Annotated in this window: 21 protein-coding genes; 19 read left to right on the top strand and 2 right to left on the bottom strand. The window is 59.8% G+C overall.

What is annotated here, in order from left to right:
* Window positions 1-24: 24 nt before the first annotated feature.
* The 3 genes from AC1DOG_RS02705 (at window position 25) to AC1DOG_RS02715 (ending at window position 1,556) form a co-directional block, all read left to right on the top strand.
* The gene (locus AC1DOG_RS02705) at window positions 25-585 is read left to right on the top strand and encodes a hypothetical protein (RefSeq protein WP_477926723.1); all 561 of its coding nucleotides are present in this window, start codon (window positions 25-27) and stop codon (window positions 583-585) included.
* A 500-nt stretch (window positions 586-1,085) separates the two neighbouring features.
* Window positions 1,086-1,391, top strand: coding sequence for a hypothetical protein (locus AC1DOG_RS02710; protein ID WP_477926724.1), 306 nt, complete (start codon window positions 1,086-1,088; stop codon window positions 1,389-1,391).
* Window positions 1,392-1,427: 36 nt separating this feature from the next.
* Window positions 1,428-1,556 carry a hypothetical protein gene (locus AC1DOG_RS02715; protein ID WP_477926725.1) on the top strand — a complete coding sequence of 43 codons (129 nt, stop codon included), beginning with the start codon at window positions 1,428-1,430 and terminating at the stop codon, window positions 1,554-1,556.
* On the opposite strand, the gene AC1DOG_RS02720 is transcribed toward AC1DOG_RS02715, so the two are convergent.
* Window positions 1,553-1,981, bottom strand: coding sequence for a hypothetical protein (locus tag AC1DOG_RS02720; protein ID WP_477926726.1), 429 nt, complete (start codon window positions 1,979-1,981; stop codon window positions 1,553-1,555). The two genes, AC1DOG_RS02715 and AC1DOG_RS02720, sit on opposite strands and share 4 nt — an antisense overlap.
* Before the next feature lie 21 nt (window positions 1,982-2,002).
* Between AC1DOG_RS02720 and AC1DOG_RS02725 the strand changes: the two genes are divergently transcribed.
* The 15 genes from AC1DOG_RS02725 (at window position 2,003) to AC1DOG_RS02795 (ending at window position 12,509) form a co-directional block, all read left to right on the top strand.
* Window positions 2,003-2,614, top strand: a complete 612-nt coding sequence (locus tag AC1DOG_RS02725; RefSeq protein WP_477926727.1) for a terminase small subunit — start codon at window positions 2,003-2,005, stop codon at window positions 2,612-2,614.
* Window positions 2,581-4,032: a PBSX family phage terminase large subunit gene (locus AC1DOG_RS02730; protein WP_477926728.1), complete on the top strand. Its 1,452-nt coding sequence runs from the start codon at window positions 2,581-2,583 to the stop codon at window positions 4,030-4,032. Before AC1DOG_RS02725 ends, AC1DOG_RS02730 begins: the two co-directional genes overlap by 34 nt.
* Entirely contained in the window at window positions 4,029-5,408 is a 1,380-nt protein-coding gene (locus AC1DOG_RS02735; protein ID WP_477926729.1) for an anti-CBASS protein Acb1 family protein, read from the top strand. The genes AC1DOG_RS02730 and AC1DOG_RS02735 overlap by 4 nt, the downstream gene beginning before the upstream one ends.
* On the top strand, window positions 5,405-5,599 hold the full coding sequence (locus AC1DOG_RS02740; RefSeq protein WP_477831594.1) for a hypothetical protein: 195 nt from the start codon (window positions 5,405-5,407) through the stop codon (window positions 5,597-5,599). The genes AC1DOG_RS02735 and AC1DOG_RS02740 overlap by 4 nt, the downstream gene beginning before the upstream one ends.
* A gap of 10 nt (window positions 5,600-5,609) precedes the next feature.
* Window positions 5,610-6,740, top strand: coding sequence for a hypothetical protein (locus AC1DOG_RS02745; protein WP_477926730.1), 1,131 nt, complete (start codon window positions 5,610-5,612; stop codon window positions 6,738-6,740).
* 3 nt (window positions 6,741-6,743) lie between these two features.
* Window positions 6,744-7,193, top strand: coding sequence for a hypothetical protein (locus AC1DOG_RS02750; RefSeq protein ID WP_477926731.1), 450 nt, complete (start codon window positions 6,744-6,746; stop codon window positions 7,191-7,193).
* A gap of 12 nt (window positions 7,194-7,205) precedes the next feature.
* Complete coding sequence (locus AC1DOG_RS02755) at window positions 7,206-8,249, top strand: major capsid protein (RefSeq protein WP_477926732.1); 1,044 nt, start codon at window positions 7,206-7,208, stop codon at window positions 8,247-8,249.
* Between the two features lie 54 nt (window positions 8,250-8,303).
* A complete protein-coding gene (locus tag AC1DOG_RS02760) occupies window positions 8,304-8,651 on the top strand; it encodes a hypothetical protein (RefSeq protein WP_477926733.1) in 348 nt (115 codons plus the stop codon).
* A 3-nt stretch (window positions 8,652-8,654) separates the two neighbouring features.
* Window positions 8,655-9,146, top strand: coding sequence for a DnaT-like ssDNA-binding protein (locus AC1DOG_RS02765; protein ID WP_477926734.1), 492 nt, complete (start codon window positions 8,655-8,657; stop codon window positions 9,144-9,146).
* Complete coding sequence (locus tag AC1DOG_RS02770; protein ID WP_477926735.1) at window positions 9,146-9,508, top strand: hypothetical protein; 363 nt, start codon at window positions 9,146-9,148, stop codon at window positions 9,506-9,508. Before AC1DOG_RS02765 ends, AC1DOG_RS02770 begins: the two co-directional genes overlap by 1 nt.
* Window positions 9,505-10,554, top strand: a complete 1,050-nt coding sequence (locus tag AC1DOG_RS02775) for a head morphogenesis protein (protein WP_477926736.1) — start codon at window positions 9,505-9,507, stop codon at window positions 10,552-10,554. Before AC1DOG_RS02770 ends, AC1DOG_RS02775 begins: the two co-directional genes overlap by 4 nt.
* On the top strand, window positions 10,554-11,000 hold the full coding sequence (locus tag AC1DOG_RS02780) for an HK97 gp10 family phage protein (RefSeq protein WP_477926737.1): 447 nt from the start codon (window positions 10,554-10,556) through the stop codon (window positions 10,998-11,000). Before AC1DOG_RS02775 ends, AC1DOG_RS02780 begins: the two co-directional genes overlap by 1 nt.
* Window positions 11,001-11,185: 185 nt before the next feature.
* Complete coding sequence (locus AC1DOG_RS02785) at window positions 11,186-11,611, top strand: phage tail terminator-like protein (protein WP_477926738.1); 426 nt, start codon at window positions 11,186-11,188, stop codon at window positions 11,609-11,611.
* Between the two features lie 2 nt (window positions 11,612-11,613).
* Window positions 11,614-12,099: a hypothetical protein gene (locus AC1DOG_RS02790; RefSeq protein WP_289726650.1), complete on the top strand. Its 486-nt coding sequence runs from the start codon at window positions 11,614-11,616 to the stop codon at window positions 12,097-12,099.
* Window positions 12,100-12,107: 8 nt separating this feature from the next.
* Window positions 12,108-12,509 carry a hypothetical protein gene (locus AC1DOG_RS02795; RefSeq protein ID WP_148199562.1) on the top strand — a complete coding sequence of 134 codons (402 nt, stop codon included), beginning with the start codon at window positions 12,108-12,110 and terminating at the stop codon, window positions 12,507-12,509.
* 346 nt (window positions 12,510-12,855) lie between these two features.
* On the opposite strand, the gene AC1DOG_RS02800 is transcribed toward AC1DOG_RS02795, so the two are convergent.
* A complete protein-coding gene (locus tag AC1DOG_RS02800; protein WP_470423835.1) occupies window positions 12,856-13,242 on the bottom strand; it encodes an Arc family DNA-binding protein in 387 nt (128 codons plus the stop codon).
* A 106-nt stretch (window positions 13,243-13,348) separates the two neighbouring features.
* Here AC1DOG_RS02800 and AC1DOG_RS02805 point away from each other — a divergent pair, with 106 nt between their 5' ends.
* Window positions 13,349-13,516: an Arc family DNA-binding protein gene (locus tag AC1DOG_RS02805; protein WP_477926739.1), complete on the top strand. Its 168-nt coding sequence runs from the start codon at window positions 13,349-13,351 to the stop codon at window positions 13,514-13,516.
* The last annotated feature ends 20 nt before the right edge of the window (window positions 13,517-13,536 follow it).

The raw sequence follows: 13,536 nt of genomic DNA on the forward strand, positions 1-13,536 counted from the left end.
GCGGCTCGACACGAGGGAACGAGAATGGCGAAACGAGGACGTAAAGCAAAGCTGGCGGCGGTGACATTGGCGGAGATCGGCCACAGGCAGGTCAAGCCAGTAATGAGCGAGATAGACAACCCGCTCCACAACCCGGCCCATGACGGGGAAGCATGGAACCCGAAGAAGATCACAGGGCTCAAGAACATGAAGGAGAGCGCACTTGTAACGCTTGAGCAGCGCGGCCTGCTTGACGACGCACAGGTGAAGGCGGGAGAGCGATTCCGCACGGTGTGGGAAGCGCTGGGCGGCTCCGGCGCCGGATCGTTCGACTATAGCCGCGAGCCGGTGGATGGGGGCGGCGCACGGTCGGCGCTATCCGATCGGCAGATCCAGGCAGGAATTGACCTTGCCGCCTGCCGCGCCGTCCTCGGCATCGGATACGACATCATGGTCAAGGTTGCCGGCGAGGGCAGGGCCGTCACCGAGATGACGCAGAGCAAGAACTTGCAGCGCGCCTACATCGAGATGCTGAAACAGGGGCTGACCGCGCTCGCCATCCACTTCGGGTATGAAAATCATGGGAAACTGCGAAAACGTGCTTGACTAGGTATTTTACTCGGAACCCGAGGATGCTACATAGAAATCACGGTGGTGATTTGCGCCGATGGTAGTGAAATCCACCTAACCTCATTGCTGACCTTCGCGGGTTTAGCATTCCCCTCACGGGGCGCCCTAAGCCAACGATATCGACCGTCAATCGGGGCCGTTGGAGCCAATTGCAAAAGCGCTACGGCGCTCGACGGTAGCCCTCGGGCCGGTTAAGCAATTTGCCGCGCTGGTGCACACAGCGGCAAGACCGTGGCGGGCGACATCGCTGAAGCCGTCAGGAACGTACCCGCCACGCCTCTCCACGATGCGCATCAGGTGGGTCTCTTATCGGGAAGGCGGGCGATAGCTCGAGGGTCGGGGTTCGTGCCTGGCCGTTCCTTCCCGTCGAGCAGCACCGGGAGCGCTATACCCGGAGAGACGTGGAAAGCGTCTCGTCAGCCCGCCCGGTTCGCCGAGGCGGGCTTTCTCGTTCAACCAAGCAGAAAGGAAAGAGCATGCGCCTCCTTCGAAGTATCGGCTGCCTCGCCGCAGCCGCGATGCTGTGTGCAATCTCAATGGCGCCCGCGAGCGCGGAGATGATCCCGATCGACCCCGGCATTCATGCGGCGACTGTCGCCAAGGAGTATCCGGCACCAGTCGCTGACGTTCTCGACCATGTCGCGATCGTCGCCGAAGCCAACCTTACCGTCGATGCGCCGGCCGCTATCCGAAGTACCAGCAGTTACGAAACTGCTTCCGTTGCCGCCTTCTCCTTCTCGCCGTCCGCCTACCAGCACATCGACCCTGACATCGCAGGCTGACGCGAACGGCTGAATATCAAAACAGAGGAGGGCGATGTGACCCGTAGAGCAGAACGTATCATCATCGCCTTCCTCGCCCTAGTGGCTATTGCCTGCATCGTCGGCGCCGTCACAGGCTGCGCTCACTACGAGCCGCCTGGTCGGGATCTGTGGCGGGCGCTTTAGTCCGAGGGATAACCGAACGTTGCCACGTTGCTGTGGTTAGACTTGCACTTGGGGCACATCAACGGCTGGCCTGAAACGGTTATCATTCTGACCAACTTGATGTGAGAGCCGGTTTCTTCACAGATAGGGCAGAGCGGGTTCCCGATTGGGTTCCCATCGGCGCTTGAGTAGCGGTAGCCCTTATGTTCGACGAGATTATCGAACCGGTACTTAAGGCGCTCTTTCAAATCGTTGATTTCGCGATCCTTCGAGCGGAGCTCTTCCTGAGCATCGATGAGCCCAAGCTTAGCTTCTGCCAGTGAGGCCGTCGCTTCAGCTATCCTGAGCTTGAAGCCGGCTTCATCGACTTGTTTGTCAATATCATTGAGTTGTTTGACGATCGTCAGGGCCGTTGAGACCCCACTTAGAGCACCAGGTATGTCCAATTTCGCCCCCAAGGTTGACCCATGCCAGTCCTAAAAAATGCACGGCACGAGAAATTCGCGCAAGAGTTGGCCAAAGGCAAGACATCAGATCAAGCCTACCAGGATGCCGGCTTTAAAGCGAACCGTGGTAACGCTGCGACATTAAAGCAAAAGCAAAGCATTCAAGACCGCGTCTCGGAGCTTTTGGAGTGGGAGCAGGTTGTCGAGCGCAAGGCCACCGAAAAGGCCATCGACAAGCTCGCGATCACCAAGGAGCGCGTTCTAGCTGAGCTGGCCAAGATCGGCTTTGCTGATATCCGCAAGGCCATCAAGTGGCAGGGCACCCTGGTGACCGAGGAAGACAATCCCGACGGTGGTGACACGCTGGTGATCAAGAACGTCGTCACCAACAATGTGCAGCTGATCGCCAGCGACGAGATCGATGATGACACGGCCGGCGCGATTGCCGAGATCAGCCAGAACTCGACCGGCGGCATCAAGCTGAAGCTTCACGACAAGAAGGGCGCCCTGGTCGACATCGGTAAGCACCTTGGCATGTTCGTCGAGCGCCACGAGCACACCGGCAAGGACGGCGCACCCATACAGACCGAGACGAGAACATGGCGGGAAGTGCTGCGCAGCGAAAAGAGCTAGACGCCACCACCCACCTGACCAACCCGGCACTGCATGACTTTTGGGAGCAGGTCTTTCTCGGCCAAGCCGACATTGCTGTCCTTCACGGTGGCCGCTCGAGCTCGAAGACGAGAGACACGGCGTGCCAGCTGGTCCGCCTGGTCGATCATGTTGGCGTCAGGATGCGGGTTCTCTGCATCCGGCGCTTCCAGAACCGCATTCAAGATTCGGTCTATACCGAACTGAAGTGGGCGATCGCTCATCTTGGACTGGAAGCCGCCTTCGACGTCCAGAAGACGACGATCATCCACCGGCGCACCGGTGCAGAATTCATCTTCTACGGCATCGAGCGAAACCTTGAGGACATCAAGGGCACGTCCGACGTCGACATCCTCTGGGTGGAAGAAGCGGAGAAGCTGACCGAGGATCAATGGACCGTCATCGGCCCGACGATCCGCAAAGAGGACAGCCTGGCGATCCTGCTGTTCAACCCGAAGCTGGTCACCGACTACGTCTGGAAGAACTTCGTCGTCAACGTGCCGCCTCACTGTGTGGTCCGGAAGATCGACTACACGGAGAACCCGTTCCTATCGTCGAAGGCATTGCGCGACATCGCAGCGATGCGGGAACGAGATCCGGAGAAGTTCGAGCACGTCTACGGCGGGGTACCGCTCGGCGACAGCGAGCTATCGATCTTCAAGCGCAAGTGGCTCGACGCCTGCGTCGATGCCCACAAGGTGCTCAAGATCGATGTCACCGGTCGGAACATCATTGGTTTCGACCCAGCCGATGATGGCGAGGACAAGAGTGCGACGGCCGACAAGATCGAAGGCGTCTTCACGGATGCCGAGGACTGGGCGTCGGGCAAGGATGAGCTGGTGCAGAATGCTAAGCGCGTCTGGGCCAAGGCCAAGCATGCTGGCGCGACGGTGTCCTATGACACGATCGGCGTTGGCGCCTTCGTCGGCGGTTACATCGACGAGCAGAACGAGACGAACGACGCAAAGGTCGAGCATTTCGCCTTCCACGCTGGTGGCGGGGTCATGGATGGCGACAAGCCGAGCGACCCGCAGAACAGCAATAGCCCGCTGAACAAGGATGAGTATCTGAACCTGAAGGCGCAGGCGTGGGCCAATACGGCCCGCCGCGCCATGCTCACGTTCAACGCCGTCGTCAGGGGGCAGCCAATCAAGCCGGAGGACATCCTCTCGTTCTCCTCAGAGATGGGGAAAGAGAAGCTGGATGCCCTGTTCACCGAGCTTTGCGTGCCGTGGTGGGTCGAGAGTGAAGGAAAGAAGCGGGTCGTGCCAAAGCTCAAGCTCAAGAAAGACCTGGGCGTGAAGTCGCACAACCTCGCCGATGCGGTGATCGCCGCCGACAACGTCAACATCGCGACCGGCCCGTCCGTCGCCATGTTCCTGAGGAAGAAGAACCGATGAACCAAGTTGTACGGCTGGCCAACTATGTGCAGCGCCGCCTCGACAGCATGTTCCCGGCCTTTTTCCCGGGAACGACGCCCAAGCACGACCACTACAAGGATTTCGGCTATCCCACGAGCCTGACGTTCGAGCAGCTCTACCGGATGTACTCCCGCAACGGGATCGCCGCGGCAGGGGTCGATAAGACGATCCGCAAGACGTGGCAGGACAATCCCTTCCTGCTGGAAAAGGAACGCGACGGCTCGCAGAAGGGTACGGCGAAGGAAACGCCGCTCGAGAAGCAGATCCGCCAGCGCTTCGATGATCTCCGCCTGTGGACGCGCCTGGCTGAAGCCGATCGCATGTCGATGGTGGGTGCCTATGCCGGCGTCATCCTCCGTTTCGCTGACGGGCAAGCATTCAACCAGCCGGTTGGGACCGTGACTGGTGGCCTGATGGGCCTGGTCGAGGTCATCCCGGCATGGGAAGGACAGCTCAAGGTTTCGGAGTGGGACACGGTCGAGACGTCAGAGACCTACGGCCAGCCGAAGATGTTCCAGTTCAGCGAGTCCGCCGTTGAAACGAACAAGCAGCAGCCGCGACAGATCTCAATCCACCCAGACCGCATCATCGTCTGGTCAAAGGACGGCTCGGTCAACGGCTCGTCGGCGCTGGAACCCGGCTACAACTCCCTGGTCGACATGGAGAAGGTGAGGGGCGCCGGCGGCGAGGGCTTCTGGAAGAACGCGAAGAGCGCGCCCGTCCTTGAGGTCGACAAGGAAGCCAAGATCGCCGAGATGGCAAAGGCCATGGGCGTGGGCATCGAGGATCTCGCCGACAAGATGAACGAGCAGGTCGCCGACTGGAATGCCGGCTTTGACCAGTTGCTCATGATTATGGGGATGCAGGCCAAGACGCTGAACATCACCCTGCCATCGCCTGAGCACTTCTATGCGGTGGCTCTGCAGGACTTTGCCGCATCGATCAACATCCCGGTGAAGGTTCTCGTCGGGATGCAGACCGGGGAGCGCGCCAGCCAGGAAGACGCGGACGAGTGGGCGCAGACCAACATGTCCCGCCGTGCCAACCAGACTATCCCGAACATCCGGCTGCTGATCGACCGCCTCGAGCGCTTCGGCATCCTCGACGAGAAGGACTGGTTCATCGACTGGGCCGACCTCACCGAGGCGTCAATGTCCGAGAAGGTCGATCGCGCCGACAAGATGGCCGGAGTCAATCAGAAGATGGGCGGCTCTGTCTACGTCTTTACCGACGACGAGATCCGGGCGGCAGTCGGCTACGAGCCGCTGAGTGACGCCGACAAGTTCCGCGATGACGCGACCGACGACGAGATCGACGCGGCCGTCACACCTCCTGGAAAAGAGGATGCAGCATGAAGCGCTACGTGACCACTGGCGGGACATTCTTCACCGAGTGGGGGCAGGCTTCCACCGCTGAATTCGTCATTGAAAAAGATCGCCAGGTGAAAAAGACCGGCCTTCTCGACGCCTCGGGCAATGACATCTTCTCCGTAGAAGAGACCGGCCCGATCGGGTTCGTTCCGCTGCGCAATCGCAGCAAAACCTAGAGGAAATCCCATGCCCAATCAGGTGCGTGTGAACGTCAGGACACTGGCGAACGTGAAGGCTGTCCGCAAGGAAAAGCGCAACGGCCGCGATCTGGTGATCGTCCCGTCGGCCACCTTGCCCGACAACATCATTATGAACGGGATCAAGTACCCGGCCGAGGAGATCGCCAAGAGCTATCAAACACTCAATCGGTCGCCCGCTCCGCTAGGTCACCCACTGGTGAACGGCAAGTTCGTCTCGGCTCGCGATCCTGAAGGCCTGAATATCGGCTACATCGGCGCATGGAACGAGAATGTGCGTCAAGAGGGCGGTCGCGTACTCCTCGACAAGGTGATCGACGTCGAGGTCGCCAATCGCTCGGAAGGCGGGAAGGCGGTCCTGGCGGCGATCGAGGCCGGCGGCCCGATCCACACTTCTACCGGCCTCCTCGCTATCATGGAGGCGGTCAACGCCGACGATCACAAGCGCGTCGCCCGCGCCATGGTGTTCGACCACGATGCCATCCTCCTCAACGAGGATGGCGCTGCCACCCCTGATCAAGGCGTCGGCATGCTGGTCAACGCCAAGGGCGAATTCGAAGAGATTGAGGTCATCAACTCCGCCATGACGGATGCTGCTGACCAGGAGATCGATTGGGCGGGCACTCGCCTCGTCGAAGCTCTCATGCGCCGACAGAACATCAGCGTCTGGGAGAAAGTGAAATCCGCAATCATGGACGCCATCGGCTCCGGGCGGGAACCATCCACGAACACAAAGGAACTCGACATGACTGTTGAAGAACAGATCAAGGCGCTTTCCGCGAAGGTTGACGCCCTCTCGGAAGGAAAGCCGAACGAGGCGATGAACAAGACCATCGCCGACGCCGTGACCGCAGCCGTCAACGCTGCCGTCAAGCCGCTGACGGACGCCCACACCGCCATGGTTGCGAACCAGAAGGCCAAGGACGATGCCGAGCACGCTGAGCTCGTCACCAAGATCGTCAACGCGAAGGTGCTGGACGAAGCCACGGCAAAGGCCACGCCGCTCGCCACTCTGCGCGCTCTGGCGCCAAAGGCAGACCCCAAGGCTGCCGCCGCCCTCAACTCCGCCTTCAACGGTGTCGTTAAGGCAAACGGCTTCCAGCCTCCGAAGGGAGAGTAACCCATGGCCCGCTATAACAAGATCTATGCAGGTCCGGTCTCCGAGAACCTGCCGCAGGTGCAGGAGCGTCTTTGCGCTGCTGCCATCCTGCCCGGGACCGCACTTGTCGAGTCCGGTTCGAGCTTCGCCCAGGCCGGCGCAGCATCCAACGCCAAGATCTACATTGCGCAGGATAACTACCTCGCAATGAAGGGCGTTGATGACGCCTGGTTGGCCAACGACCGTATCATCGGCATGGAAATGCTTGACGAGCAGTTCTTCAACGTCCGAGTGCCCACCGGCACCAACGTGACGCGAGGCGCAGGCCTGACCACCAACGCCTCCGGCAAGTTCGTTCTTGCCGCCACTGGTAATCGCATCATCGCGTTTGCCGAGGAGGCATACAACAACACCTCAGGTGCCGATCAGCTTGTCCGCGCGCGCGTGGCCAAGGGCAACCTGGCATCGGCGTAAGGAGCTGAACCCATGCGATACTTCTCCGAACAGCTCGTCGCCAACTCCCGCCCTCATGCGGAGTGGTGGGCAGACGTGTCCGTCAATCGTGAGCACTTCCATCAGATCGAAGATCATATGGCGTCGCTCTCGAATGCTGCCGCCGTCCTTCCTCGCGACGCATGGATGGAAATCGACAGTATCACCCGCCGCGTTCTTCGTGATGACGAAGGCGAAGTCTACATGCGCGACCTGATGGCGCTCGCTCGTCCGATCAACATCGGCAAGCTCGTCAGCATGACCCGCGTGGCATCGGATTCCGCGAACCCCGTCATCCGCTCGATGTCGGGTCAGGTGCCGGTACCGATGGACAAGGTCGTCTATGCGTACCGCGGCACGCCGGTTCCGATCTTCCAGGACGGCTATGGCCGTGAATGGCGCGAATGGAACACCCTGCAGTCCGAGAACTTCGACGCCATCGCTGATGACGAAGAAGCGGCCAACGCCAAGATCAAGAAGGACCAGGCCGACTACGTCCTGAACGGCGATACCTCCATCGTCTTCCAGGGCTACTCCGGTACCGGGATCCGCAGCAACCCGCTGGCGAAGGCGATCAACATCGGCGCGTCCGGTGCGAACATCGACCTCACGTCGGCGGCCACGACTTCGGACGCGATCGACAACTTCTTCACCCAGACGCTTGGCGCCATGCTCGACGCCCAGCTCATCACCGGCAAGGTCAACATCTACGTCTCGCCTGAGATCGGTCGTAACCTCGACCGCTCGTACTCCGGCGCGAACGGCTTCAAGGGCGGTACGTTGCTGCAGTACCTGCTGACCAACCGCCGCATCAACAAGATCGAAGTGACCTTCAAGCTCTCGGGCAATGAGTTCTTCGGCTTTGTTCCCTCGTCTGAGTTCATCCGTCCTCTGATCGGTATGGCCGTCAACACGACCGCTATGCCGCGCCAGTACCCGACGGCGAACTACCAGTTCCTGAAGATGGGCGCGCTCGGCCTCGAGATCCGGGCGGACTACAACGGTAAATCGGGTGTGTTCTACAGCACAAATACCTGATAGCGCGCCTCGCCTTCGGGCGGGGCCATCCAATCTCAACAGGAGAGCGATCTCATGAAGATCCGTTTGAAAGCGCCGGCAGGACTTGATTCCACCGGCATCTATGGCAAGGACGGCAAAGAGATGCCGGTCGGCCACGAAATGGAAGTCGCAGACGATTTCACGGGCTGGAATGGCCGGTTTGATATTCTCTCCGGCGGTCCAGTAGAGGGCGCGCAGCCCGTAACCAACCCTGCTGATGAAGGTTATGCCGTCAAAAAGAAGGGTGGTGGATATTCGGTCATCACTCTCGATGGCGAGGAAGTGACGAAGGCCCTCCGCAAGGATGACCTCGAAGGCTTCGAAGAGCTGACCGATGAGGACAAAGCCGCCTTCGTCGAACTGAACAAGAAGGAAGCCTGATCAATGGCAGGCTACGGCGACGATACGGGCTTCGCATCCTGGCTGACTGATAACGGCTATGTCCTGTCGGGAACCGCGCCGTCGCCGGCCGTCCTTCGCAATCGCGGGAGCCAATACATCGATGCGGTGTATGGCTCTCGCTTCCTTGGCAGCGTGGTTGACCCGCTGCAGGATCGCCAGTGGCCGCGCGAGCGTGCGATCGTCAACGGTAAGCTCTTGCCTTCCGATGTGGTCCCGCCTGCGGTGATCAACGCCTCTTACCAGGCCGCCTATCAGGAAGGGCTGAAGCCGGGGAGCCTTACGGCGATCGGCACGTCCTCTGGAGCCGTTAAGCGCGTGAAGGTCGGCCAGATCGAGAAGGAATACCAGACGGCGAAGGACGACGGCACGGCCTCGGCCATCACGCCGCTGATCTCGATCGTCGATGGCATGCTGGCGCCGTTCCTCAAGGATGAGGATCTCGTCTGCCTTGGCCTCTGGTCGGTGGGCTGCTGATGGCGACGTTCGATTATGCAGAAATCCAGGCGGTTGCCCATGAGTTGATCGAGGAATTCGGGCAAGAGGGCACCGTCAAGCGCATCACGCCTCCCGACCCGGTCTTGGGCGGTGACGGCACGGAAACAGTCTACCCGGCCACGCTGGTGCCGATGACCTATGACCAGCGATACATCAACGGGACGACGATCCTGACCACCGACCGGCAGATCTACATCTCCTCGGTCGGCCTGGCTGTCGTGCCACAGGTCGGTGACATCGTCTCCGCTGGCGGGGTCGAGTACCACGTCATCAACGCAGATCCGAACAACTACGACGGCATCGTCAACGTTGTGCATATCGTGCAGGGGCGCTTGGCATGACGTTCGAAGAGCTGCTTGCGCAATACGAGCCGCGCGTCGCCAAGGCGTTCCGTGATGCTATTGAGAGCATCAAGTCAGGCGTACTGATGAAGACGGTAGTGAAGCGTCTGGAGCGCGGCGACATCTCAGGAGCGGTCGCGGCTATCCAGTTCGATCCGGAGGCATTCGCAGCGCTGGAGCTTGCCCTGCGGGAGGCCTTCAATACTGGCGGCGTCAGCTTCGTTCAGAGCTTGCCTTCTTTGGTAGCTGCGGACGGTACGCGCGTCTTGTTCCAGTTCGGTGTGCGCAATCTGGAAGCCGAGCGCCTCATCCGCGAGCAGTCGTCGATGTTGGTGGCCAATATCACCGAAGATCAGCGCCAGGCACTCCGCACGGCCTTCGAAACTGGGCTCGCCCAAGGGAAGAACCCCACGGCTACGGCGCTCGACGTCATCGGGCGCGTGAACCGCGTGACAGGTCGCAGGGAAGGCGGCACGATCGGCCTGACGTCTCGGCAGGTGGATTTCATCACTAGGGCTCGAGAGAACCTTCAGTCGGGCGACCCAACGACGATGAAGGCCTATCTCGACCTTAAAACGCGCGATAAGCGCTTCGACCGATCAGTGACCAAGGCTATTCGCGAGGGACGGGCAGTGGACGAGGCGCTGATCCAGCGCATGATCGGTAGGCTATCCGATAACAATCTTCGCTTGCGTGGCGAGATGATCGGCCTTGAGGAAACCAGGTCGGCGCTTTTCGCCGTTCGCGATAACGCTATCCGGCAGCAGATCGGGAGCGGGAAGATTGCCGCTCAGGATGTCACGAAGCACTGGCTGCACTCTGGATCAGAGCATCCGCGAATGCAGCATATCGAGATGGCGGCCCGTTATAAGGCAGAGGGCGTGCCGCTCGATCAGGCGTTCGTTGCATCGGACGGCACATTGCTAATGTTTCCGCATGCCCCAGGCATTCCAGCGAGGCACAAGATCGGCTGTAGGTGTCGTCTGGAATACCGCATCGATTACATCGCGGCTGGCCTTCGCCGGTACCGAGCGCGGGCCGCCTGATGGCAAGCCTATCCTTTTCTGCTGCGGTGGCTCGCTGGGCGGAAGCGGTGCCAGAAGCCATAGAAGCCGTCCGAAACGAAAGCGCTCAAGAGGTCGTCAAGGAGATGCAGACGATCGATGTCGATGGCGGTCGGCTCCCATACGATACGGGCTTCCTCTGGGCTTCGCTGATGGCATCAACGTCGGCCATGCCGGCGATTAATCCTAAGGCCAACCCAGCGGGCGGGCAGAAGTACGCCTTTGACTTCGGCACGGTCGAGGCAGTCATCGCTGGCGCGTCGCTCGATGACGACTTGTATTTCGGATACACCGCCGCTTACGCGGCACATCAGGAGTATGGAGCCAATGGCCGGCCGCCGGCAGCTTTTGTGCGATCAGCAGCTCAGAACTGGGATGCGATCGTCAATCGGAATGCGGAGAGGGTTCGGAAGGCGTTCGGTCTGTGATCTGCTCGCCCTTCATGGTCATGGCCATCTGCAACGAGAATATCGCCAGTCGAGCAGCTTTCAGCGTGTTGTTGCCGAAATCGGTCTGACCTTCCTCACGCGCGAGCGTCAACCAAACCTCCTGCAGGAGGTCATAGATCTCGCTGTCCGGAATGGGCGGTTTCTCTGACATGGGTTAGCGATACATGGCGGTCACAACCGACGCAATCATATTCGAGGCCTTGCAAGCCCGCCTGCGGACAATGCCTGGCGTTCTGCCGATCGCGGGTCCGAACGTCACCTTTCCAGCTGCGGGGCAGACCAAACCCGACAAGTACCTGAAGGTCGACTTCCTACCGAACCGGACGCGACAGGTCACGCTGGGCGATGACCCTCAGCAGAAGATCGGGATCATGCAAGTATCGGTCATGTGGCCGGTCGGGAAGGGCATCCTCGATGGGCTCGAGGTGGCTGGCGCGATCGTCAACCGCTTCAAGAATGAAACGCTATTCGCTTCTGACGTGAGGATCACGATCAGCAGCGAGCCATGGGCCGCAAGCCCGCTTCAAGATACTGATCGGCTCATGATCCCGGTCAGCATTCCCTACATCGCTTTTGAACCGGAGGCCTAGAAATGGCAAACAAGACGACGAAGAAGGGCAGCAAGGTCTATGCTTGCGCCACCGCGCAGAACACCGACCTGACAGCTAGCACCTATGCGGCGCTGACTTGGGTATTGGTCGGTAAGGTTGGCAACATCGGTGACCTTGGCGCGACCTCGAACATCAACGTCTACAATACCCTCGATGAGGCTGTTTCGCAGAAGCAGAAGGGCGTTGCGAATGCCGGCGACCCACAGATCGAGGTTGCCGACGTGGCCGACGATGCAGGACAGGTAATACTGCGCGGCTTTGGTGACCCGCTCAACCAGAACAACATGGCCATCAAGATCGAGCGCAACGACGCCCCTCCCGGCAAGACGAACACGATCTTCTACAGCCGCGGCGTTGTCTCCGGCCCGCTCTATCCGGGCGGCGGTTCTGACGACTTCGATCTTGCCCGCTACACGATCGGCCTCAACCAGCTGCCGATCCGCGTCGATCCCGTAACCACTCCGTAAGGTGACCAATGGATATCTCTACCCTTGTGAACGCTGAAGACCTGTTCGAGCTCAAGCTCGTCGATCCCGTCAGCGACGAGCCGCTTGGCATCCGCTTCATGATCCGCTCGGCAGAGTCCGATGCAGTCAAGAAGGTCATTCGGCAGCACAGCGACAAGTTCCTCGCCAGCCGCAAGAAGAAGCTGACCACTTCTAAGGTCGAGGCCGAATACCTCGACAAGGCTGCCGCGTCGGTCGCATCGTGGGACTGGGGCGACCACGACTGGAAGGGATCGAAGCCGGAGCTGAGCTTCGAGACGGCCAGGGAAGTGCTTGAGGAGGCTGGCTGGATCTATGACCAGGTGGCGGCTGCTTCCGAGGATCGCGCAAATTTTACGAAGACCTCGGCGAAAGGCTCTGCGAAGCCGTAGCCGTCGTCGGCCGATACGATTCCGTCCGAGATAAAGATGGAGAGACGCGCCGCGAGAGGAACGAGGCCTTCGAGACGAATAGTCCCGAGGTCGATGTCCCTCAAGACGGCGCGCTTCTCTGGGATTGGTTCTGGGATATCCGGCAGGGACTGACGCCAGGCTTCAACGGCCCGGCGGCTATTTGCAGCTACGAGTTCATAGCTTGGTGCCAAATAACCGGTAACATCGTCAGACGTGAAGAGATTGCCATCCTCAAGTCGATGGATACGACGTTCCGGTCAGCCGTCGATGCCGAGAGTGAGGCGATTAGGGAGCGTGAAAGACCGGCGGACTAATGTTCAGCCAATCACGAGCCGCTCTTTTTTGATGCCTCTGCCACGATGGTTGCGACGCGTTGTGCAAGCATTTCCATTTGGTCATCAGCGATCGTAGGAACGTAGGGCAGAGGCAACTTCGGTAGTTCCTGCAGGTCTTTGGCAAGCTTCTCGGACAAAAGCTTGTAAATTTCTACATCGTGCCGCAACTCCCTCAGTTCAGCGTCGATAGTGTCGACCTTGTCGAGCCCAGGGATTTCCGGGAGATCAATCCAGCCGATCGACACCTCCAGCCGATGGACGATCTCAGCGTTCAGGCTTCGGCCACTTTTAGCGGCAAGCTTTTTCAGGTGGTCGCGCATCCCGTCGGGAAGGCGGAGCATAAACTTGTCGCTTTCGCGGCTTGTGGCAGAGGACATCGATAATACCTGCAAATAAAAGTCACGGTGACGCATCGCGGCGCTTGACGCAAGGATGGCACCGTGACATCTTTCGTTTGTGTCACGGTGACACTGTGGAGACGAAATGAGGAAAGCACAAGAAGCAGACAAGCTGATGCTTCGGCTTCCGGACGGACTTCGGAAGGCTATTAAGCTCGCTGCCATTGAGAATGAGAGAACCATGAACGCTGAGGTCGTCTATCACCTCAAGCGAGCATACGCTGAAACAGAAAAGGCCGGGGCATCCGCTTAAGAGCGCCCCGACCTTCGGAA

This window comes from Rhizobium sp. 01N48 (assembly GCF_056399145.1).